This is a genomic window from Nonomuraea sp. JJY05 (genome assembly GCF_043496855.1).
Lineage (GTDB): Bacteria > Actinomycetota > Actinomycetes > Streptosporangiales > Streptosporangiaceae > Nonomuraea.
In genome coordinates this window covers 35,406-60,278 of the sequence record NZ_JBIEIS010000065.1, presented here as the reverse complement: position 1 = coordinate 60,278, position 24,873 = coordinate 35,406, and the positions used below count along the sequence as shown (strand labels likewise).

Sequence of the window (24,873 nt, the reverse complement as noted above, 5' to 3'; positions counted from 1 at the left end):
GGGCGCTGACCGTGACGAGCTGCTGGCCGGACTGAGGGAACTGGCCTCGAATGCGGGGGCCGGGACCGGCTCGGGCGGCAGGCTCGCGCTGCTGTTCGCCGGTCAGGGCAGTCAGCGGGTCGGCATGGGCCGGCAGCTCGCCGAGGCGTTCCCGGTGTTCGCCGAGACACTGGAGGAGATCGATCGGCTGCTGCCGATCCGCGAGGTGATGTTCAACGACCCGGACGGGGTGTTGAACGAGACCGGGATGACCCAACCGGCGCTGTTCGCCTTCGAAGTCGCCTTGTATCGGCTGCTGGAGTCCTTCGGCATCCGCGCGGATGTGCTGGTGGGCCATTCGATCGGGGAGATCGCCGCCGCGCACGTGGCCGGGGTGTTCTCGCTGGCGGATGCGTGCGCGCTGGTGGCGGCCCGGGCCCGGTTGATGCAGGCCCTCCCGACCGGCGGGGCGATGCTGGCGATCGCCGCACCCGAGGCGGACGTCCTGCCCCTGCTGGGAGACCGGGTGGGGATCGCGGCGGTCAACGGCCCGGCTGCGGTGGTGATCTCCGGCGATGAAGAGGCGATCGCGCAGATCGAGGAGCGGGTGAGCGTTCGGACGCGCAGGTTGCGGGTCTCGCATGCTTTCCACTCGCCGTTGATGGAGCCGATGCTGGCCGACTTCGAGCAGGCCATCGCCGGGCTGACCTACCACGAGCCTGAGATCCCGGTCGTTTCCAACGTGACCGGTCGACTGGCCGAGCCGGGGCAACTGACCACTCCCAGCTATTGGGTGGAGCATGTGCGGCAGGCCGTGCGGTTCGCCGACGGGGTGACGGCCACGGAAGCCGGCCACTTCCTGGAGATCGGCCCCGATGGCGTGCTGACCGGGCTGGCCCAGCAGAGCATCGCCGACGGTGTGTTCATCCCGGCCACCCGCAAGGACCGCGACGAGGTCCGCACCCTGGTCGAAGCCCTGGGACGGCTGCACACCTGCGGCCTGACCGTCGATTGGGAGACGTTCTTCGCCCCCGTGGGGACGCAGCGGGCGGACTTGCCCACCTACGCCTTCCAGCGGGAGCGCTACTGGGTGCCCGCCGCTCAGGGCACCGGCGATGTGGACGCGGCCGGGCTGGGCGCTGTCGATCATCCGCTGCTGAGCGCGGTGACCGATGTGGCCGGTGGCGAGTCGGTGGTCTTCAGCGGCCGGTTGTCGCTGGCCACGCAGCCCTGGCTGGCCGATCACCTGGTCAACGGCATGGTCCTGCTTCCCGGCGCGGGCCTGGTGGAGCTGGCGGTCCGCGTCGGTGACGAGGTGGGCTGCCCGTGCCTGGAGGAGCTGACCCTGCAGGCCCCGCTGGTGGTGTCCGCCGAGGGCGGCGTACAGCTGCAGGTGGTGGTCGGCGCGGCGGAGGAGTCCGGTCAGCGGCCGGTGAGCATCCACTCCCGGTCCGGCGACGGGGACGAGTGGGTCCGGCACGCCGAGGGCGTGCTGGCGTCCACGGTCGCGGAACCGGGCTTCGACGTGGCGCAGTGGCCGCCGGCGGGCGCGGTGCCGGTCGATGTCGAGGACCTGTACGAGAACCTGGCCGGGATCGGCCTGGAGTACGGCCCGCTCTTCCAGGGCCTGACGAGAGCGTGGACACGGCCGGGCGAGGTGTTCGCCGAGATCACGCTGCCGGACCAGGCACACGCCGAGGCGGCGCGGTTCGGGATGCATCCGGCCCTGCTGGACGCCGCGCTGCACGCCAGCGCACTGGGCGACCTGCTGCCGGCGCCCGAGCCGGGGCAGCCGTTCCTGCCCTTCGCCTGGTCAGGAGTGTCGCTGCACGCGACCGGAGCGACCGGCCTGCGCGTCAAGGCCACCAAGAACCCCGACGCCGGCAGCACCTCCGTCTCGCTGGCCATCGCGGACGGCACCGGCGCGCCGGTGGCCGACATCGGCGCGCTCACGGTCCGGCCGCTGTCAACCGGACAGCTGCAAACGGGGCACAACCCCCTCTACCAGGTGACCTGGACGAAGCCGGCCGAGGTTCCCGCAGCGCCCGTCGAAGTGGGCGACTACCCGGAACTGGCCGCTCTGGGGGACGCGGTGCCCGAATGGGCGTTCCTGGAGTGCCCGGCAACCGACCCCGAGACGGACGTCCCCACCGCCATCCGGCAGGCCACCCGTCTCGTCCTGGAATCGGTGCGGGAGTGGCTGACCGACGAGCGGTTCGCGTCGTCGCGGCTGGCCATCGTCACGCGTGGCGCGGCGGCGGTGCGGCCCGACGAGCCCGTGGACGTCGGCGTGGCCCCGGTATGGGGGCTGGTGCGGGCGGCCGAGGCCGAGAACCCGGGCCGGTTCGTACTCGTGGACGTGGACGGCAGCGAGGAATCCTGGCGCGCTCTGGGCGCGGTGGTCGCTTCCGGGGAGCCGGAGGCCGCTGTCCGTGAGGGTGAGGTGTGGGTGCCGCGGCTCGCGCGGGCCGCGAGCGAGGAAGGCGGGTCACCGGCGTTCGGGCCGGACGGCACGGTGCTGGTGACCGGTGGCACCGGCGGGCTCGGCGCGCTGGTCGCCCGGCACCTCGTGGTCACTCACGGGGTGCGGCACCTGCTTCTGGCCAGCCGCAGCGGCCCGGCCGCCGCGGGCGCGGCCGAACTGGTGGCCGAACTGGGCGAGCTCGGGGCCGAGGTGTCGGTGGCGGCCTGTGATGTCGCCGATCGGGACGCGCTGGCCGAGGCGATCGCCTCTGTCCCCCGGCAGCATCCGCTGGTCGGCGTGGTACACGCGGCGGGCGTGGCCGACAACGGGCTGGTGGGTTCGCTGTCGGCCGAGCGGATCGACGGGGTGCTGGGGGCGAAGGCCGACGGAGCCTGGCACCTGCACGAGCTGACCCGGGATCTGGACCTGTCAGCGTTCGTGCTGTTCTCGTCGGCCGGCGGGTTGGTGCTGGCGGCGGGGCAGGCGGCGTACGCGTCGGCCAACGTGTTCCTGGACGCGTTGGCGGTGCACCGTCGCTCGCTGGGGCTGCCGGCGACGTCCTTGGCGTACGGGCTCTGGGACGCCGAGACGGGGCTGAGCGCCTGGCTGAGCGAGGCCGACCTGGAGCGGATGCGGCGTCAGGGGCTGCCGGCGCTGTCGGTCGAGGAGGGCTTGGCGTCGTTCGACGCGGGCGTGGCCGCGCAGGCGGCGGTGCTGGTGCCGTTGCGGGTCGACGCGCAGGCGCTGCGCTCGCGGGGTGACGGCCTTCCTGCGCTGCTGCGCGGGCTGGTGCGAGGCTCGGCACGGCGGGTGGCGCGCTCGGACGCGTCGGCGCTGGGACGGCGGCTGGCCGGTCTGGAGCCGGCGGAGCGGCGGCAGGTGCTGCTGGAGCTGGTACGGCAGGAAGTGGCGACCGTGCTGGGGCACGCCTCAGGAGACGCGGTCCAGCCCGATCGCTCCTTCCAGGAGCTGGGCTTCGACTCGCTCACCGCGGTGGAGCTGCGTAACCGGTTGAACGCCGTTTCGGGGCTGCGCCTGCCGGCCACCCTCGTCTTCGACTACCCGACCGCCGCCGCGGTCGCCGATTACGTGGACTCGGAGCTGACGGGGGCCGCGTCCGCGGCGTCCGTCGCCGTGGCCCGGACGGTGATCGACGATGAGCCGATCGCGATCGTGGGGATGGCCTGCCGCTATCCGGGCGGCGTGGCCTCTCCTGAGGGCTTGTGGGAGCTCGTGCTCTCCGGTACGGACGCGATCGGGGAGTTCCCCACCGACCGCGGCTGGGACCTGGACAAACTGTACGATCCCGACCCCGACAGCAGGGGCACCTCCTACGTACGCCACGGCGGGTTCCTGTATGACGCGGGCGAGTTCGACCCCGGGTTCTTCGGGATCTCGCCGCGCGAGGCGCTGGCCATGGACCCGCAGCAGCGGCTGCTCCTCGAAACCTCGTGGGAGGCCCTGGAGCGGGCCGGAATGGACCCGCACGGGCTGCGCGGCAGCAGGACCGGCGTGTTCTCCGGCGTCATGTACCACGACTACGCCTCCCAGCTCACGTCGGTGCCGGAGGAGCTGGAAGGGCTGATCGGCACCGGCAACTCGGGCAGCGTCGCCTCCGGCCGGGTCTCGTACACCTTCGGCTTCGAGGGTCCCGCGGTGACCGTGGACACGGCCTGCTCGTCGTCGCTGGTGGCGCTGCACCTGGCGGTGCAGGCGCTGCGGTCCGGCGAGTGCGACCTGGCCCTCGCCGGCGGCGTGACCGTGATGGCGACGCCGGGCACGTTCATCGAGTTCTGCCGGCAGCGCGGCCTGTCCACCGACGGTCGCTGCAAGGCGTTCTCGGCCGAGGCGGACGGCGCCGGCTGGAGCGAAGGCATCGGGGTGCTGCTGGTGGAGCGCCTGTCGGACGCGCAGCGCAACGGCCACCAGGTGCTGGCGGTCGTTCGCGGTACGGCGGTCAACCAGGACGGTGCCAGCAACGGCCTGACCGCGCCGAACGGCCCCTCCCAGCAGCGCGTGATCCGGCAGGCCCTGGCCAACGCGGGGCTGTCGGCCGGGGACGTGGACGTGGTCGAGGCGCACGGCACGGGGACTCCGCTGGGGGACCCGATCGAGGCCCAGGCGCTCCTCGCGACCTACGGCCAGGAGCGGGACCGGCCGCTGTGGCTGGGATCGATCAAGTCGAACATCGGCCACACGCAGGCCGCCGCCGGCGCGGCGGGCGTGATCAAGATGGTCATGGCGATGCGCAACGGCGTGCTTCCCAGGACGTTGCACGCGGACGAGCGCAGCCCGCACGTGGACTGGTCGGCGGGCGCGCTGGAACTGCTGACCGAGCGGCAGCCGTGGGACCGGCAGGACCGCCCGCGCCGGGCAGCGGTCTCGTCCTTCGGCGTCAGCGGCACGAACGCCCACGTGGTGCTGGAGGAGCCCCCGATCGAGGCCCCGGTGCAGCCCGAGCCCGTTGACGGGCCGCCGGTGGTGCCGTGGGTGCTGTCGGGGCGCAGCGCGGAGGCGCTGCGGGCTCAGGCGGGCCGGTTGGCCGATGCGGTGGCCGGGGTCCGGCCGGTGGATGTGGCGCACTCGCTGGTGGCTTCGCGGTCGGCGTTCGACCACCGTGCGGTGGTGATCGGCGCGGACCGGGAGGAACTGCTGGCCCGTCTGGAGAGGCTGGACGAGGGCGCGGTGCGGGGTGTGGCCGGGCCGGGTGGCAAGACGGTGTTCGTCTTCCCCGGTCAGGGGTCGCAGTGGCTCGGGATGGGGGTGGAGCTGCTGGATGACTCGCCGGTGTTCGCGGCGCGGATGGCCGAGTGTGAGGCGGCGCTGTCGGAGTTCGTGGACTGGTCCCTCACCGATGTGCTGCGCGATCAAGAGAGCTTGGACCGGGTTGATGTGGTGCAGCCGGTGTTGTGGGCGGTGATGGTGTCGCTGGCCGAGGTGTGGCGCTCGCTCGGGGTGACACCGGCCGCGGTGGTCGGTCACTCCCAGGGGGAGATCGCCGCCGCGGTGGTGGCGGGCGCGTTGTCGCTTCGGGACGGCGCCCGGGTGGTGGCGTTGCGGAGTCAGGCGATCGTGGCGCTGGCCGGGCAGGGCGGCATGGCGTCGATCCCGCTGCCGGCCTCGGAGGTGGCGGTGGATGATCGGATCTCCATCGCGGCGGTGAACGGGCCTTCCTCGACGGTGGTGTCGGGTGATGCGGATGCCATTGAGGAGTTCCTGGCTCGGTATGAGGGGGTGCGGGCGCGGCGGATCGACGTGGACTATGCCTCGCATTCGGCTCATGTGGAGGCGATCGAGGAGGAGCTGGCGAGGCTGCTGGCTCCGGTGGTGCCGCAGGCGGGTGAGGTGCCGTGGTATTCCACCGTCCGGCAGTGCTGGCTGACCGGCACCGAGGTGGACGCGGCGTACTGGTACGAGAACCTGCGGCAGACGGTGTGGTTCGCTCCGGCCGTGAGTGAGCTGGCAGGTTCGGGCTTCCGGTTCTTCGTGGAGGTCAGCGCGCATCCGGTCGTGCAGATCGGGATGCGCGAGGCGGTCGAGGAGGCCGGTGCCGAAGCGGTCGTGGTGGGTACGCTGCGCCGTGACGACGGCGGCTTGCGCAGGTTGTGGACCAGCGCCGCCGAGCTGTGGGTACGTGGCGCGGAGATCGACTGGGCCGGCGTGTACGAGCCCGCCCGGCCCCGCCGGGTCGACCTGCCCACCTACGCCTTCCAGCACCAGCGCTTCTGGCTGCAGGAGCCGGCCGGTGCCGGCGACGCGGAGAGCCTTGGCCTGGGGGCCACGGGACACCCGCTGCTCGGCGCGGTCACGGGCCTCGCCGACGGAGGGGCGGTGGTCCTCACCGGCCGCGTGTCCATCGCGACTCACCCGTGGCTGGCCGACCACGCCGTCAACGGGCAGGTCTTCCTGCCCGGGACGGGCTTCGTGGAGCTGGCCGTCAGGGCCGGCGACGAGGCCGGCTGCGACCTGCTCGAAGAGCTGACCCTGCAGGCCCCCCTCGTCGTGCCCGAGCGCGGCGCGGTCCAGCTCCAGGTGGCCGTCAGCGCCCCGGACGAGGACGGCCGCCGGCGGCTGGGAATCTACTCTCGCCTCCACGGCGCGCAGGACGAGCCCTGGACCCAGCACGCCGCCGGAACGCTGGCGCGAGCAGGCGTGACGGCGCCGGAGCCCGAGAGCGTCTGGCCGCCGGAACAAGCGGAGGCAGTGGCGCTGGACGGCCTGTACGACCAGTTCGCCGCCATGGGCCTCGGGTACGGCCCCGCCTTCCGCGGCCTCCAGGCCGCATGGCGCAGGGGCGACGACGTCTTCGCCGAGCTGGCGTTGCCGGAGGAGATGGCGCGCGACGCGGCCCGGTTCGGGCTGCACCCGGCGCTGTTCGACGTGGCACTGCACGCCACCGCACTCGGCGGGTTCGCGCCGGACGCCGAGCCCGGCCGCCCGTCCCTGCCGTTCGCCTGGAGCGGCGTGGCGCTGCACGCCTCCGGCGCCACGAAGCTCCGCGTACGGATCTCTCTGCGAGCTCAGGGCGCGGTTTCCGTGACGTTGACGGACATGGGCGGCCTGCCCGTGGCCACGGTCGCCTCGCTGGCGGTACGCCCGGTGTCCACTGGTCAGCTGGAGATCACCCCGGCGGCCAGGAGCCGGAACAAACTGTTCCAGGTCGACTGGGTGCCGGTGGCGCTGAGCGCGACGGGCGACGCGCAGGAGATCCTGGCAGGGCTCGCCGAGGTCGGGACGGTTCCGGAATGCGTGCCGGTGGCGGCCCCGGCCGGTGTGCACGAGACGCTGGAACTGCTGCAGGAGTGGCTGGCGGACGAGCGGTTCACGTCGTCGCGGCTGGCGGTCGTCACGCGTGGTGCGGTGGCGGCGGGTCCGGACGATGTGCCGGATCCGGCGCAGGCGGCGACCTGGGGCCTCGTACGGGCCGCACAAGCCGAGCAGCCGGGCCGGTTCGTCCTGCTCGACCTGGACGACGACACGCCCGAGGACGTGATCGGCCGGGCGCTGGCCGGCGATGAGGCCCAGGTGGCCGTGCGGGCGGGCGAGGCCCGGGTGCCACGCCTGGCCCGGGCGGCGGCGCCTGAGGGCCGGGGTCCGGTGTTCGGGCCGGAGTCGACGGTGCTGGTCACGGGCGGTACGAGTGGTCTGGGCGCGCTGGTGGCCCGGCATCTGGTCACGGCGTACCAGGTGGGGCATCTGGTGCTGGCCAGCAGGCGCGGGCCGGATGCTCCTGGGGCTGCCGAGCTGGTGGCCGAGTTGTCCGCGCTGGGCGCCGAGGTGAGCGTGGCCGCCTGCGACGTGGGCGACCGTGACGCCGTCGCCGAGCTGATCGCCTCCATACAGCGTCCGCTGACCGGTGTCGTGCACGCGGCCGGTGTCCTGGACGACGGAGTGATCACCTCACTGACGTCCGAGCGGCTCGACACGGTCCTGCGGCCCAAGGCCGAGGCCGCCTGGCATCTGCACGAGCTCACCCGGGATCTGAACCTGTCCGCGTTCGTGCTGTTCTCCTCGCTGGCAGGCGTGATGGGAGGCGCGGGCCAGGGCAACTACGCGGCGGCGAACGCGTACCTGGACGCCCTGGCGGAGCATCGCAGGGCACAGGGGCTGCCGGCGATCTCGCTCGCCTGGGGCCTGTGGAGGGAAGGCGGCCTCGCGGAGCTCGACGACGCCGCACTGCGGCGGCTCGCGCGCTCCGGCGTCGACCCGCTGTCGGCCGAGGACGGGCTGGCCCTGCTCGACGCCGCGCTCGGCACCGACCGGGCCACCCTGGTCCCCGCTCAGCTGAACCTCAAGGTCCTCGGCGCCCACGCGGACATGCTGCCCCCGCTGCTGCGCGGTCTCGTGTCCGGTCCCGCCAGGCGCGTCGTGACAGCCGCGTCGGAGGCCGCCGCCACGCTGAAGCAGCAGCTGGCGAGCCTGCCGCCGGCCGGGCAGCAGTCCGTGCTGGAAGACCTGGTACGCGATCAGCTGGCCGTGGTGCTCGGCTTCGCTGACCGGTCATCCCTCGACGACGGCATGTCGTTCCAGGAGCTGGGCTTCGACTCGCTGATGGCGGTGGAGTTCCGCAACCGGCTCAGCGAGGTCACGGGCATACGGCTCCCCGCGACGCTGGTCTTCGACTATCCCACCCAGGCGGCGCTCGTCAGGTTCCTGTCCGGCGAGCTGCTGGGCACGCGTGAGGTCGCGGTCACGGCACGGACGTCGGCCGCCGACGACGAGCCCATCGCGATCGTCGGCATGGCCTGCCGCTTCCCCGGCGGGGTCGCCTCGCCCGAGGATCTGTGGCGGCTGGTGGCGCAGGCCGGGGACGCCGTGGGCGAGTTCCCGGCGGACCGCGGCTGGGATCTGGACCGGCTCTACGACCCGGACCCCGGCAACCGCGGCACCTCGTACGCCCGGCACGGCGGCTTCCTGTACGACGCCGCCGAGTTCGACCCCGGCTTCTTCGGGATCTCGCCGCGCGAGGCGCTGGCCATGGACCCGCAGCAGCGGCTGCTCCTCGAAACCTCGTGGGAGGCGCTCGAACGCGCCGGAATCGATCCCCACGGGCTGCGCGGCAGCAGGACGGGTGTGTTCGCCGGTGTGATGTACCACGACTACGCGTCCCAGCTGTCCTCGGTGCCGGAAGAGCTGGAGGGCCTGATCGGCACCGGCAACTCGGGCAGCGTCGCCTCCGGCCGGGTGTCGTACACCTTCGGTTTCGAGGGCCCCGCGATGACCGTGGACACCGCGTGCTCGTCGTCCCTGGTGGCGCTGCACCTGGCGGTGCAGGCGCTGCGGTCGGGGGACTGCGACCTGGCGCTGGCCGGCGGCGTGACCGTGATGGCCACTCCGTGGACGTTCATCGAGTTCGCCCGGCAGCGCAACCTCTCCGTGGACGGCCGGTGCAGGGCGTTCGCCGAGGCCGAGGGCGGCGTCGGGCTGTCGGAGGGCGCGGGCATGCTGCTGGTGGAGCGGCTGTCGGACGCGCGGCGCAACGGCCACCAGGTGCTGGCGGTCGTCCGCGGGTCCGCGGTCAACCAGGACGGGGCCAGCAACGGCCTGACCGCCCCGAACGGCCCCTCCCAGCAGCGCGTGATCCGCCAGGCCCTGGCGAACGCCGGACTGTCGGCCGGAGACGTGGACGCGGTCGAGGCGCACGGCACGGGCACCGTGCTCGGCGACCCGATCGAGGCCCAGGCGCTGATCGCGACCTACGGCCAGGAGCGGGACCAGCCGCTGTGGCTCGGCTCGATCAAGTCGAACATCGGCCACGCGCAGGCCGCCGCGGGCGTCGCGGGCGTGATCAAGATGGTGATGGCCCTGCGGAACGAGACGCTGCCGCAGACCCTGCACGCGGACGAGCCGTCCACGCACGTGGACTGGACGGCGGGCGCGGTGCGGCTGCTCACCGACGCGCAGCCGTGGCAGCGCAATGGGCACGCGCGCCGCGCCGGCATCTCCTCCTTCGGGATCAGCGGCACGAACGCGCACGTCGTACTGGAGGAATCCCCGGTCGAGCCCGAGCCGGAGCCCGCCGGCGAGCTGCCCATGGTTCCGTGGGTGCTGTCGGGACGCAGCGAGCAGGCGCTCTCGGCGCAGGCCGGACGGCTCCGCTCCTGGATCGAGTCGCGGCCGGAGCTGGACGTGGCCGACGTCGGATGGTCGCTGGCGGCGGGCCGGTCGGTGCTGGAGCACCGCACGGTGATCACCGGCGCGGATCGCGCCGAACTGCTCGAAGCGCTGGCGGCGCTGGCCGACGGCAGACCGGACGAGCCGAGGACCCAGACGGGCCTGGTGCGCTCGCGGGCCAAACTGGCACTGCTGTTCGCCGGTCAGGGCAGCCAGCGGGTCGGCATGGGCCGGCAGCTCGCCGAGACGTTCCCGGTGTTCGCCGAGACGCTGGAGCAGATCAACGAGCTGCTTCCGGTGCGTGAGGTGATGTTCAACGACCCGGATGGGGTGTTGAACGAGACCGGGATGACCCAACCGGCGCTGTTCGCCTTCGAAGTCGCCTTGTATCGGCTGCTGGAATCCTTGGGGGTCCGCGCCGATGTGCTGGTCGGCCACTCGGTCGGGGAGATCGCTGCCGCGCACGTGGCCGGAGTGTTCTCGCTGGCGGATGCGTGCGCGCTGGTGGCGGCCCGTGCCCGGTTGATGCAGGCCCTTCCGACCGGTGGCGCGATGCTCGCGATCGCCGCACCTGAGGCGGAGGTTGTGCCGCTGCTGGGGGACGGGGTCGGCATCGCGGCGGTCAACGGCCCGGCAGCCGTGGTGATCTCCGGCGACGCCCAGCAGATCGCGGACATCGAGGAGCGGGTGAGCGTTCGGACGCGCAGGCTGCGGGTCTCCCACGCCTTCCACTCCCCGCTGATGGAGCCGATGCTCGCCGACTTTGAGCAGGCCATCTCCGGACTGACCTACCACGAGCCCACTCTCGCGATCGTCTCCAACCTCACCGGCCGGCTCGCCGAGCCGGGGCAACTGACCACCCCGAGCTACTGGGTGGAGCACGTGCGGGAGGCCGTGCGGTTCGCCGACGGGGTCGCCGCCGCTCGTGCCGCCGGGGCGAAGGTGTGGGCGGAGGTCGGTCCGGACACCACTCTGACCGCGCTGGCGCAGCAGAGTCTGGAGGACGGCGCCTTCGTACCGGTCGCGCGCAAGGACCGCGACGAGGCCCGGACGTTCGTCGAGGCCCTGGGCCGGATGCACGCGAACGGCGTCGCCGTCGACTGGGAAGCGTTCTTCGCGCCGGCCCGCCCGTCCCGGGTGGACCTGCCCACCTACGCCTTCCAGCACGAGCGCTACTGGCTCCAGCCCGGCCCCGACACCGGCGACGTCACCACCGCGGGCCTGGGCGCCGTCGAGCACCCGCTGCTCAGCGCGGCGACCGAGGTCGCCGGCGGCGAGACGGTGATCTTCAGCGGGCGGCTGTCGGTCGCCACCCACCCCTGGCTGGCCGACCACGTCGTGGGCGGCAGCGTGATCGTGCCGGGCACCGCGCTCGTCGAGCTGGCCGTCCGGGCCGGGGACGAGAGCGGCTGCCCGCACCTGCAGGAGCTCACCCTGCAGGCCCCGCTGGTGCTGCCCGAGGGCGGCGGTGTCCAGCTCCAGCTGGTGTCCACCGCCACCGAGGAGCCGGGCCGCAGGTCGCTGGCGATCCACTCCCGTACGCAGGACGCGACCGAGTGGACCCAGCACGCGCAGGCCACGCTCACCGCGACCGTGCCGGAGCCGGACATCGACCTGCGGCAGTGGCCGCCCGCGGGCGCGCAGCCGGTCCCGGTCCAGGACCTCTATGACGACATGCTCGCGATCGGCCTGGACTACGGGCCGACGTTCCAGGGGCTGACCGGCGCCTGGGAGCGGGACGGCGAGGTGTTCGCCGAGATCGTCCTGCCCGAGGAGGCGCACGCCGACGCCGGCCGGTTCGTGCTGCACCCAGCCCTGCTGGACGCCGCGCTGCACGCCACCGCGCTGGGCGGGCTGCTGCCGCGGCCCGAGCCGGGACGGCCGTACCTGCCGTTCGCGTGGTCGGGTGTGTCCCTGCTCGCGGCGGGAGCGACCAGCCTGCGCGTCAAGATCGCCAACGTCGGCGGCGCGGCCATCGCGCTGAGCATCGCCGACGAGCTCGGCGCGCCGGTCGCCGCCGTCGAGACCCTCACCCTGCGCCCGATGGCCGGTGGCCGGCAAGGCGGCGGGAACCAGGGCACCCTGCACCAGATCGAGTGGACCCGGCTCCCCGGCGCGCCCGCGTCCGAGACGCCGCGCTGGGCGCTGCTCGGCGCCGACGACCTCGGCACCGGCCGCGTCAGCTATCCGGACCTGGCCACGCTGGTCTCGCTGCACGACCCGGCCGATCTCCCGGAGGCGGTCCTGACCGGCCCCTCCGCCGGTCGGGACCATCACGCGGCGACGCACGACGTCCTCGAACTGCTCCAGAGCTGGCTGGCGGAGGAGCACTTCGCGTCGTCCCGGCTCGTCATCCTCACGCGCGGGGCCCTCGCCATCACCGACGGAGAGAGCCCGGACCTCGCCCAGGCGGCGGTGGGCGGCCTCGTCCGGGCCGCGCAGGCCGAGCAGCCCGGCAGGTTCGTGCTGCTGGACCTGGACGGCGACACGTCCGAGGACGTGATCGGCCGGGCGCTGGCGTCGGGCGAGTCGCAGCTCGCGGTGCGGGCGGGAGAGCTGTGGGTGCCGCGGCTGGGCCGTGCCACGGAGCTGGAGGACCGGGGCCCGGTGTTCGGGCCGGAGGGCACGGTGCTGGTCACCGGCGGGACGGGCGGGCTGGGTGCGCTGGTGGCCCGGCACCTCGTCACCGAGCACGAGGTCAGGCGGTTGGTGCTGGTGAGCCGTCGTGGCCTGGGGGCGCCGGGCGCGGCCGAGCTGGTGGCCGAGCTCTCGGAGCTGGGCGCGGAAGTGGAGGTGGCGGCCTGCGACGTGGCCGACCGTGAGGCGCTGGCGGCGGCGGTCGCCTGGGTGGCGGACTCGCTCACCGCCGTCGTGCACACGGCAGGCGTGCTGGACGACGGCGTGATCACCTCCCTGACGGGCGAGCGGCTGGACACGGTCCTGCGACCCAAGGCCGATGCCGCCTGGCACCTGCACGAGCTGACGCGAGGGCTCGACCTGCGGGCGTTCGTGCTCTTCTCCTCGATGTCGGGCGTGCTGGGAGGAGCCGGTCAGGGCAACTACGCCGCCGCGAACGCCTTCCTCGACGCGCTGGCCCAGCTACGGGCCGCCGAAGGGCTGGCGGGCACGTCCCTGGCCTGGGGGCTGTGGGAGCAGGGCGGCATGTCCGGCGAGCTGACCGAGGCCGACCTGCGGCGCCTGGCACGCATGGGCGTGGCACCGCTGTCCGCGGCCGACGGGCTCGAACTGTTCGACACCGCCGTCACGTCCGGCCGGTCACTGCTGATCCCCGCCCGGTTCGTCCAGGCCCGCGCCAGCGCGCGGACCTCCATGCGGCGGGCCGGCACCGCCGACGGGCTCGCCGAGCGGCTGTCCGCGATGGAACCGGCAGAGCGCCGGTCGGCGCTGTCGGACACCGTCCGCGGCCAGGTGGCGGCCATCCTCGGGTTCTCCGACGGATCCGCCATCGACCCGCAGCGCCCGTTCCAGGACCTCGGGTTCGACTCCCTGACCGCGGTCGAGTTCCGCAACCAGCTCGGCCGGGCCACGGGCCTGCAACTGCCGGCCACCCTCGTCTTCGACTACCCGACCCCGGTGGCCCTGACCGATCACCTCATGGGCTACTTCGGCGAAGCCGGGGCGGAGAACGAGGAGGCCGGCATCCTGCGGATCTTCGCGGAGCTGGACCAGATCGAGGATTCACTCACCATACTCGCCGAGGACAGCACGGTGCGCACCAGGCTCACCGCGCGCCTCAAAGAGCTCCTGTCGGGCCTGAACGGCACGGGCGAGTCGGACGTCGCGGACCAGCTCGAGTCCGCCAGCGACGACGAGATGTTCGCCTTCATCGACAACGAGCTCGAGATCTCTTGACAGTTGCAGCGGCTCAGAAGGGCTACGTTCGATGGCAAACGAAGACAAGCTCCGGGGCTACCTGAAGCGGGTCACGGCCGACCTGCACCAAACCAGGCAGCAACTGCGGGAGATCCAGGGCCGGGAGCACGAGCCGATCGCGATCGTCGGCATGGCCTGCCGCTACCCGGGCGGGGTCACCTCGCCCGAGGAGCTGTGGCGGCTCGTCGCCGACGGCGTCGACGCGATCTCCGAGTTCCCCACCGACCGCGGCTGGGACGAGAACCTCTACCACCCCGACCCGGACAATCCGGGTACGACCACGGCCCGGACGGGCGGCTTCGTCTACGACGCGGCCGACTTCGACGCCGGCTTCTTCGCGATCTCGCCGCGTGAGGCGTTCGGGACCGACCCGCAGCAGCGGATGTTCCTGGAGTCGTGCTGGGAGGCGTTGGAGCGGGCCGGCATCGACGCGAACTCCGTGCGCGGCAGCCGGACCGGCGTCTACGCCGGCGTCATGTACCACGACTACTTCCGCGCCGAGGCGCTCGGCAGCGTGGTCTCCGGCCGCGTGGCGTACGCGCTCGGCCTGGAGGGCCCGGCGATCTCGGTCGACACGGCCTGCTCGTCGTCGCTGGTGGCGCTGCACCTGGCGGCGCAGGCGCTGCGGCGGGGCGAGTGCTCGCTGGCGCTGGCCGGCGGCGTGACGGTGATGGCGACCCCGAACACCTTCATCGAGTTCTCCCAGCAGCGCGGCCTGTCGGCCGACGGCCGCTGCAAGTCCTTCGCCGACGCGGCGAACGGCACCGGCTGGAGCGAGGGCGTGGGGGTGCTGCTCCTCGAACGCCTGTCGGACGCCCGGGAGAACGGGCACCACGTCCTCGCGGTCATCCGCGGCAGCGCGGTCAACCAGGACGGCGCCAGCAACGGGCTGTCCGCGCCGAACGGCCCCTCCCAGATCCGGGTGATCAGGGAGGCGCTGGCCGACGCGGGCCTGTCGCCCTCGCAGGTGGACGCGGTGGAGGGACACGGCACCGGCACCACCCTGGGCGACCCGATCGAGGCCCAGGCGCTCATCACCGCGTACGGGCAGGACCGGGACGGCGGACGGCCGCTCTGGCTGGGCTCGCTGAAGTCGAACATCGGCCACGCCCAGGCCGCCGCCGGCGTCGGCGGCGTGATCAAGATGGTGATGGCGCTGCGCAACGGCCTGCTGCCGCGCACCCTGCACGTGGACGAGCCGTCCACGCACGTGGACTGGTCGGCCGGCGCCGTCGAGCTGCTCACCGAGCCCCGGCCGTGGGAGCCCGGCGAGGCGCCCCGCCGCGCCGCCGTCTCGGCCTTCGGCTTCAGCGGCACCAACGCCCACATGATCCTCGAAGAGGCGCCCGCCGAGCAGGACGACCCCGCCGAGCAGGCCGGCCTGAACCTGCCGCTGGTGCCCTGGGCGGTCTCCGCCAGGGACGCGCAGGCGCTGGCCGCCCAGGCCGACCGGCTCAGCACGTGGGCGGCCGCGCGGCCGGACCTGCGCGTCGAGGACGTCGGCTGGTCGCTCGCGACCGGCCGCGCGGCGCTGGACCGGCGCGCCGTGATCGTGGGGGAGAGCCGGGACGAGCTCCTGGCCGGTCTCCAGTCGCTCGCCGGCGGCCCCGGCGCCGTCACGGGTTCCGGGGCGGGAGGCAGGATCGCCTTCCTGTTCGCCGGCCAGGGCAGCCAGCGGGTGGGCATGGGCGCCGCGCTCGCCCAGGCGTTCCCCGTCTTCGCCGCCGCGCTCGAGGACGTCTGCAAGGTGCTGGACCCGCTGCTGCCGCACCCCATCAGGGACGTCATGTTCACCGACCCCGACGGGGTGCTGGACGAGACGGGCATGACCCAGCCCGCCCTGTTCGCCTTCGAGGTCGCCCTGTACCGGCTGCTGGCCTCGCTGGGCATCGAGGCCGACGTGCTCGCCGGGCACTCGGTCGGCGAGATCGCCGCCGCCCACGTGGCCGGAGTCCTCTCGCTGGCGGATGCGTGCGCGCTGGTGGCGGCCCGGGCCCGGCTGATGCAGGCGCTGCCCGCGGGTGGCGCCATGCTCGCGGTCGCCGCCCCGGAGGAGCAGGTCCTCCCGCTGCTGGCGGGCCGCGCGGACCGGGCCGGGATCGCCGCGGTCAACGCGCCGGACGCGGTCGTCGTCTCCGGCGCCGCCGGCGACATCGACGAGATCGCGCAGGCGCTCGAGGCGCGGCAGGTACGCACCCGCCGGCTGCGCGTCTCCCACGCGTTCCACTCGCCGCTCGTCGAGCCCATGCTGGAGGAGTTCCGGCAGGTCGCCGAGTCCTTGACGTACGGCGAGCCCGCCATTGCGATCATCTCCGACGTGACCGGGCAGAAGGCGCAGCCCGGCCAGCTCACCGACCCCGGCTACTGGGTGGACCACGTCCGCCGGCCGGTCCGCTTCGCCGACGCCGTCACCACCGCCAGGGCCGGCGGCGCCACCGTGTTCGTGGAGATCGGCCCGGACGGGGTGCTGACCAGCCTGGCCAGGCAGACGCTCGACGGCGACGACGCCGCGTCCTTCGTCAGCGCCACCCGCAAGGACCGCGACGAGGCCCGCGCCTTCGTGGAGGCCGTCGGCCACCTGCACTGCCGGGGCGTCGCCGTCGACTGGGACGCGTACTTCGCCGACGCCGTCCCCCGGCGCGTCGACCTGCCCACGTACGCCTTCCAGCGCAAGCGCTTCTGGTTCATGCCCGGCGCCGCGCCGGCCGAGCAGGCGCCCGACGGCTCCGTCGACCCCGAGTTCTGGGCCGCGGTCGAACGCGAGGACGTGGCCGCGCTCGCCGCCACCCTCGGCATCGAGGACGGCTCCCCGCTGGCCGCCATCCTGCCGGCGCTGTCGTCCTGGCGGCGCCGGCGGCGCGACCAGGACGTGCTCGACTCCTGGCGGTACCGCGTCACGTGGACGCCCGTCGGCGCGCCCGGCGGGAAGCCGCCCGCGCTGTCGGGCACCTGGCGCGTCGTCGTCCCGGCCGACCGGGCCGGCGGCGACGCGGCGGCCGCCGTCGCCGGGGCGCTCGAACGGCACGGAGCCCGATGCGAGCTCCTGGAGGTCACCGGCGGCACCGGCAGAGACGACCTCGCCGCGCTGCTGGGCCGGGACGAGGCGCCGGCCGGCGTGCTCGCCCTCCACTGCGACCTGGCCCAGACGGTCACGCTCATCCAGGCCATGGACGACGCCGGCGTGGCGGCGCCGCTCTGGCTCGCCACCGACGGCGCCGAGAGCGTCAGCCGCGCCGACCCGGTCCGCGACCCGGAGCAGGCCGCGGTCTCCGGGCTCGGCCGGGTCCTCGGCCTGGAGCACCCCGACCGCTGGGGCGGCCTCGTCGACCTGCCGGAGACGCTCGACCAGCGCGTCCTGACCCGCCTGGTCACCGTGCTCGCCGGGATCGGCGAAGAGGACCAGCTCGCCGTCCGCGCCTCGGGGATCTTCGCCCGCCGCCTGTCCAGGGCGCCCAGGGCGCGGACCGACCCGGCCGACCGCTGGCGGGCCCGCGGGACCGTACTGATCACCGGCGGCACCGGCGGCCTGGGCGCGAACGTCGCGCGGTGGCTGGCCCGCGATGGCGCCGAGCACCTCGTGCTCACCAGCCGGCGCGGGGCCGACGCCCCCGGCGCCGCCGCGCTCGTGGCCGAACTCCAGGAGCTCGGCGCGCGGGTGACGGTGTCCAAGTGCGACGTGGCCGACCGTGACGCGCTCGCGGCCCTGGTCCGCGAGATCGAGGCCGACGCCCCCGTCCGGTCGGTCTTCCACACCGCGGGCGTCCCCCACATGCAGCCCCTCACCCGGCTCGGACGGGACGAACTGGCCGAGGCCACCCAGGCCAAGATCGTCGGAGCCGCCAACCTGGACGCGGCCTTCGACGGACCGCTCGACGCGTTCGTGCTGTTCTCCTCCGGCGCCGGCGTCTGGGGCGGCGCCCTGAACGGCGCGTACGCCGCCGGCAACGCCTACCTCGACGCGCTGGCCGCGCACCGCCGCGCCCGCGGCCTCGCCGCCACGGCCGTCGCCTGGGGCTTCTGGGACGCCGCGGGCGGGGGCATGACCACGCTCCTCGACGAGGAGGACGCCCGCAGGACCGGCGTCCGCTACATGGACGCCGGTCTGGCCGTCGACGCCCTGCGGCAGGCCCTGGACGACGGCGAGACCAACCTGGTCGTCGCCGACGTCGACTGGGAACGGTTCTTCCCCGTCTTCACCGCCGCCCGGCGGCGTCCCCTCCTCGACGGCGTCCCCGAGGCCGTGGCGGTGCTCGAGAAGGAGACGGAAGCCGACTCCGAGTCCTCGGAGCTGCGCGCGAAGCTGCTCCCGCTGAGCGCGGACGAGCGGGACCGGCTGCTGGTCGCGCAGGTGCGCGAGCAGGTGGCCGCCGTGCTCGGGTACGCCCCCGGCGAGGTGGAGGTGGACCGGGCCTTCAGAGACCTCGGCTTCGACTCCGTCACCGCGGTCGAGCTGCGCGGCAGGCTCAACGCCGCGCTGGGCGTGCGGCTCCCGGCGACCGTGGTCTTCGACTACCCGAACGTCAAGGCGCTCGCGAGCCTGGTCCGCGACGAGATCCTGGGCACCCGGACGGAGGCCGGGCCCACCGGCGAGAGCCGCGGGCCGCTCTCCGACGACCCGATCGTGATCGTCGGGATGAGCTGCCGGATGCCCGGCGGCGTGACGAACGCCGACGACCTCTGGCGGCTGGTCGCCGAGGGCGGGGACGCGATCTCGCCCCTCCCGGACGACCGCGGCTGGGACGTCGAAGGCATCTACGACCCGGACCCCGAGGCCCAGCTCGCCTCGTACGTAGGGGTCGGCGGCTTCCTTCGCGACGCGGCCGAGTTCGACCCCGAGTTCTTCGGCATCAGCCCGCGCGAGGCCCTTGCCATGGACCCGCAGCAGCGGCTGCTGCTCGAAGCCTCGTGGGAGGCGATCGAGCACGGGCGGATCGATCCCGGCTCGCTGCGCGGCACCCGTACCGGCGTCTTCGTCGGCGCGGCCTACGAGGAGTACGGCCGCCACTCCGACCAGGTCCCGCTGGAATCGGTGGGTCACCTGGTCACCGGCACGCTGAGCAGCATCGCGTCCGGCCGCGTCGCGTACGCGCTGGGGCTCGAAGGGCCCGCGGTGACGGTGGACACGGCGTGCTCGTCGTCGCTGGTGGCGCTGCACCTGGCGGCGCAGGCGCTGCGGAACGGCGACTGCGATCTCGCGCTGGCCGGCGGCGTTTCGGTGATGTGCACGCCGCTCGGATTCATCGGCTTCAGCCTGCAGGGCGCGCTCGCCCGCGACGGCAGGTGCAAGCCCTTCGCCGGCGCGGCGGACGGGTTCGCCCTGTCGGAGGGCGTCGGCATGCTGCTGGTGGAGCGGCTGTCGGACGCGCGGCGCAACGGTCATCGGGTGCTGGCGGTCGTCAAGGGCTCGGCGATCAACCAGGACGGTGCCAGCAACGGGCTGACGGCGCCGAACGGCCCCTCCCAGCAGCGGGTGATCCGCCAGGCGCTGGCCAATGCCGGGCTGTCGGCCGGGGACGTGGACGTGGTCGAGGCGCACGGGACCGGTACGACGCTGGGTGACCCGATCGAGGCCCAGGCGCTGATCGCCACCTATGGCCAGGACCGGGAACAGCCGCTGTGGCTCGGCTCCGTCAAGTCGAACATCGGCCACACCCAGGCCGCCGCCGGCGTCGCCGGGGTCATCAAGATGGTGATGGCCATGCGGCACGGGGTGCTGCCGCGGACGCTGCACGTGGACGAGCCGTCGCCGCACGTGGACTGGTCGGCCGGTGCCGTCGAGCTGCTGACCGATGCCCGGTCGTGGGACGTCGACGATCGTCCGCGCCGCGCCGCCGTCTCCTCCTTCGGCATCAGCGGCACCAACGCCCACGTGATCATCGAGCAGGTGCCGGGCACGGACAAGGAGCCCGAGCCCGTCGACGGGCCGCCGGTGGTGCCGTGGGTGCTGTCGGGGCGCAGCGCGGAGGCGCTGCGGGCTCAGGCGGGCCGGTTGGCCGATGCGGTGGCCGGGGTCCGGCCGGTGGATGTGGCGCACTCGCTGGTGGCTTCGCGGTCGGCGTTCGACCACCGTGCGGTGGTGATCGGCGCGGACCGGGAGGAACTGCTGGCCGGTCTGGACGAGGGCGCGGTGCGGGGTGTGGCCGGGCCGGGTGGCAAGACGGTGTTCGTCTTCCCCGGTCAGGGGTCGCAGTGGCTCGGGATGGGGGTGGAGCTGCTGGATGACTCGCCGGTGTTCGCGGCGCGGATGGCCGAGTGTGAGGCGGCGCTGTCGGAGTTCGTGGACTGGTCCCTCACCGATGTGCTGCGCGATCAAGAGAGCTTGGACCGGGTTGATGTGGTGCAGCCGGTGTTGTGGGCGGTGATGGTGTCGCTGGCCGAGGTGTGGCGCTCGCTCGGGGTGACACCGGCCGCGGTGGTCGGTCACTCCCAGGGGGAGATCGCCGCCGCGGTGGTGGCGGGCGCGTTGTCGCTTCGGGACGGCGCCCGGGTGGTGGCGTTGCGGAGTCAGGCGATCGTGGCGCTGGCCGGACAGGGTGGCATGGCATCGATCCCGCTGCCGGCCTCGGAGGTGGCGGTGGATGATCGGATCTCGATCGCGGCGGTGAACGGGCCTTCCTCGACGGTGGTGTCGGGTGATGCGGATGCCATTGAGGCATTGATCGCCGACTATGAGGCCCAGGGGGTGCGGGCGCGGCGGGTCGAGGTGGATTACGCCTCGCATTCGGCTCATGTGGAGGCGATCGAGGAGGAGCTGACGAGACTGCTGGCTCCGGTGACGCCGCAGGCGGGCGAGGTGCCGTGGTACTCGACCGTCCGGCAGTGCTGGCTGTCCGGCACCGAGGTGGACGCGGCGTACTGGTACGAGAACCTGCGGCGGACGGTGTGGTTGGAGCCGTCGGTGCGGGCGCTGGCCGAGCAGGGTCACGGGGTGTTCGTTGAGGTCAGTGCTCATCCGGTGTTGACGATGGCGGTGCAGGAGACGGTCGAGGACGTGGTGGCCTGTGGCACGCTGCGCCGGGACGACGGGGGCTTGCGCAGGTTGTGGACCAGCGCCGCCGAGCTGTGGGTACGCGGCGTGAACGTCGATTGGGCCCAGGCCCTGGAGCCCGCCGCCCCCCGGATGGTCGACCTGCCCACCTACGCCTTCCAGCACCAGCACTTCTGGCTCGAGGAGCGCGCCGCGGGCGCGGGTGACGTCGGAGCCGCCGGGCTCGGCGCGGCCGGGCACCCCCTCCTCGCCGCGTCGGTCTCGCTGGCCGATGCCGACGGCGTGCTGCTGACCGGCAGGCTCTCGCTGAAGACCCACCCGTGGCTGGCCGACCACCAGGTCAACGGCCAGGTACTGCTGCCCGGCACCGCCTTCGTGGAGCTGGCCGTCAGGGCCGGCGACGAGGTCGGCTGCGACCTGCTCGAAGAGCTCACCCTGCAGGCCCCGCTCATCGTGCCGGAGCGCGGCGCGGTCCAGCTCCAGCTGGCCGTCGGCGCCCCCTACGAGGACGGCCGGCGGCAGCTCACCGTCCACACCCGGCCCGAGGGCGGAGCGGCCGACGACCCGTGGACCTGCCACGCCACCGGCGTGCTCGCGCCGCAGGCCGCCGCGCCGCCCGCCCAGGAGGCGGCCGCCTGGCCGCCCGAGGGCGCGCAGCCGCTCCCGACGACCGGCCTGTACGACTGGCTCGGCGCGGTCGGCCTGGGCTACGGACCCACGTTCCAGGGCCTGAAGGCGGCCTGGCGGCGCGACGAGGAGCTGTTCGCCGAAGTGTCGCTGCCGGAAGGGACCGAGACCGGCGGGTTCGGGCTGCACCCGGCGCTGCTCGACGCCGCGCTGCACAGCGTCGCGCTGAACGCGGCCACCGCCGAGGACGGGCCGCGGATGCCGTTCGCCTGGACCGGCGTGCGGCTGCACGCGACCGGCGCGACCTCGATCCGCGTCCGGCTCACCCCCCGCGGCACCGACGACGTGACGCTCGCCGTCACCGACACCACCGGCGTGCCCGTCGCGCACGTGGACTCCCTGATCCTGCGCCCGCTGCCCGCCGACCTCGGCGCCGAGCAGCGCGCCACCGGAGAGGACTCGCTCTACACGCTCGAATGGGCGCTGGTGCCCGCCGGCGAACCCGCGGGCGAGCAGCGATGGGCGGTCATCGGCGACCCGTCCGAACTGGCGGCCGCCGGGATCGCCGCGCCAGCGCACGCCGGCCTGGCCGAGCTCGTGGCCACCGGATCGGTGCCCGAATGGGTGGTCGTCCCGCTGGACGGCGAACCGGGGCCCGATTTGGCCGCGGCGGTCGCCGACAGGACCTGCCGGGTGCTGGAGCTGCTGCAGACCTGGCTGGCCGAGGAAGGCTTCCCCGCCTCCCGGCTCGTCCTCCTCACCCGCGGCGCGGTCGCGACCACGGCGGAGGAGGAGGTGCCGGACCTGGTCAACGCCGGGGTCTGGGGCCTGGTCAGGTCCGCGCAGTCGGAGAGCCCCGAACGGGTCGTCGTCCTCGACCTCGACCGTGACGCGGACTCCTACCGCGCGCTGCCCGCCGCGCTCGCGACCGGCGAGGCGCAGCTCGCGATCAGGAACGGGACGGCGTACGCGCCCCGCCTGGCCCGGCCCGGAGCCGACGGCGCGCTGACCCCGCCGGCCGGGGCCGCGAACTGGCGGCTGGACGTCACCACCCGCGGCACGCTCGACGACCTCGCGCTGCTCCCCACCCCGTCGGCGCCGCTCGCCCCCGGCCAGGTCCGCATCAGCACCAAGGCCATGGGCCTGAACTTCCGCGACGTGCTGATCGCCCTGGACATGTATCCGGGCGACGCGCCGATGGGCGGCGAGGGCGCCGGCGTCGTCATCGAGGTGGCCGACGACGTCACCACGCTCGCGCCCGGCGACCGGGTGATGGGCATCGTCGACGGCTTCGCCCGGGAGGCGGTCACCGACCACCGGCTGCTCGCCCCCATCCCGGACGGCTGGACGTTCGCGCAGGCGGCCTCCGTGCCGATCGCCTTCGTCACCGCCTACCACGCCCTGGTGGACCTGGCCGGGCTCCAGGCAGGCGAGAAGCTGCTCGTGCACGCCGCCGCGGGCGGCGTGGGCATGGCCGCCGTGCAGCTCGCCCACCACCTGGGCGCCGAGGTCCACGGCACCGCCAGCGAGAGCAAGTGGGACGCGGTACGCGAGCTGGGCGTCCCCGCCGAGCGCATCGCCTCGTCCCGGACGCTGGAGTTCGCGCAGACCTTCGCCCCGGGCGTGGACGTCGTGCTCAACTCCCTCGCGGGCGAGTTCGTGGACGCCTCGCTGGGCCTGCTGCCGCCGGGCGGGCGCTTCATCGAGATGGGCAAGACGGACGTACGGGACCCGGCCGAGCTGCCCTCGGTCCGCTACCAGAACTTCGACCTGACCCTGCTCGGCCCGGCACGCACCGGCGAGATCCTGGCCGAGATCGCCGCCCTGTTCGCGCGGGGCGCGCTCCGGCTCCCGCCGATCAGCACGTGGGACGTCCGCCGCGCCCCCGACGCGTTCCGGTACGTCGCCCAGGCCCGCCACATCGGAAAGGTCGTGCTGACCGCGCCGCCCGCCCTCGACCCCGAGGGCACCGTGCTCGTCACCGGCGGCACCGGCGCGCTCGGCGCGCTCGCCGCCAGGCGCCTGGTCACCGAGCACGGCGTCCGGCACCTGGTCCTGGCCAGCCGGCGCGGCCCCGCCGCCGACGGCGCGGCGGCGCTGGAGCAGGAGCTGACCGGGCTCGGCGCCACCGTGACGGTCGCCGCCTGCGACGCCGCCGACCGCGACGCCCTCGCCGCGCTGCTGGCGGGCATCCCCGCCGAGCACCCGCTGACCGGGGTCGTCAGCACGGCGGGCGTGCTCGACGACGGGATGATCTCCTCGCTCACGCCGGAGCGCGTCGAGGCCGTCATGCGCCCGAAGGTGACCGCGGCGGCCAACCTGCACGAGCTGACCGCCGATGTCGACCTGGCGCAGTTCATCCTGTACTCGGGCGCCGCGGGCATCCTCGGCAGCCCCGGCCAGGGCAACTACGCCGCGGCGAACACGTTCCTGGACGCGCTCGCCCAGCACCGCCGGGCCCGCGGGCTGGCGGCGACCTCCCTGGCCTGGGGTCTGTGGTCGCCGCAGAGCGGCAGCGGCATGACCGGCCACCTGGACGAGGCCGACCTGAGCAGGCTGAGCAGGTCCGGCATGGGCGCGCTCGGCCTCGACGAGGGCCTCGGTCTGTTCGACCGGGCGCTGAGCGTGGACGAGGCGGCGCTCGTGCCGATCCACCTGGATCTCGCCACGCTGCGGGCGGGCGCGGCCAAGGGGTTCGGTCACCCGCTCTTCCGCGGCCTGGTACGCATCTCCACCCGCCGCGTGCTGGCGGCGGAGACGCCCCTGGACGAGTCGCTCACCGACCGGCTGGCCGCCCTGCCGGAGGCGGAGCGGGCTCCGATGCTCCTCGACCTGGTACGCGGCCACGTGGCCGCCGTGCTCGGCTTCGCCGGAGCGGAGTCCGTCGAACCGGGACGGGCGTTCAAGGACCTCGGCTTCGACTCGCTGACCGCCGTGGAGTTGCGCAACCGGCTCAAGGCGGTCTCGGGGCTGCGGCTGCCCGTCTCCCTGATCTTCGACTACCCCAACGCCGCCGCGCTGGCCGCGCACCTGCTGGAGGAGCTGGCGCCACCCGCGCACAGCGCCGAACAGCAGGTCCTGGCCGAGCTCGACCGGATCGAGGCCAGGCTGGCCGTCATGGCGGCCGAATGCGCCACCGCCGGGGAGATCACCACCCGGCTCGAACAGCTGGCCTTCTCCTGGAAGGAACGGCAACAAGCGAGCGCCACCGTCGACGACGTGGCCGGCCAGCTCAGCTCGGCCACGGCCGACGAGATCATCAGTTTCATCGACAGCGAGTTCGGACTCTCCTGAGCAGGCGTCACCG

2 protein-coding genes are annotated in these 24,873 nt (G+C 73.9%); both read left to right on the top strand.

The genetic code is table 11. The annotated features are described in order from the left end of the window. The first annotated feature begins 19 nt into the window (after positions 1-19). Complete coding sequence (locus ACFKCF_RS55895) at positions 20-13,930, top strand: SDR family NAD(P)-dependent oxidoreductase (RefSeq protein WP_394504920.1); 13,911 nt, start codon at positions 20-22, stop codon at positions 13,928-13,930. Positions 13,931-13,961: 31 nt separating this feature from the next. Further along, complete coding sequence (locus ACFKCF_RS55890; protein WP_394504918.1) at positions 13,962-24,860, top strand: type I polyketide synthase; 10,899 nt, start codon at positions 13,962-13,964, stop codon at positions 24,858-24,860. Positions 24,861-24,873 lie beyond the last annotated feature (13 nt).

Coding starts and splice junctions, on each gene's coding strand:
- ACFKCF_RS55890 (WP_394504918.1), top strand. CDS start 13,962: ATGGCAAACGAAGACAAGCTCCGGGGCTACCTGAAGCGGGTCACGGCC.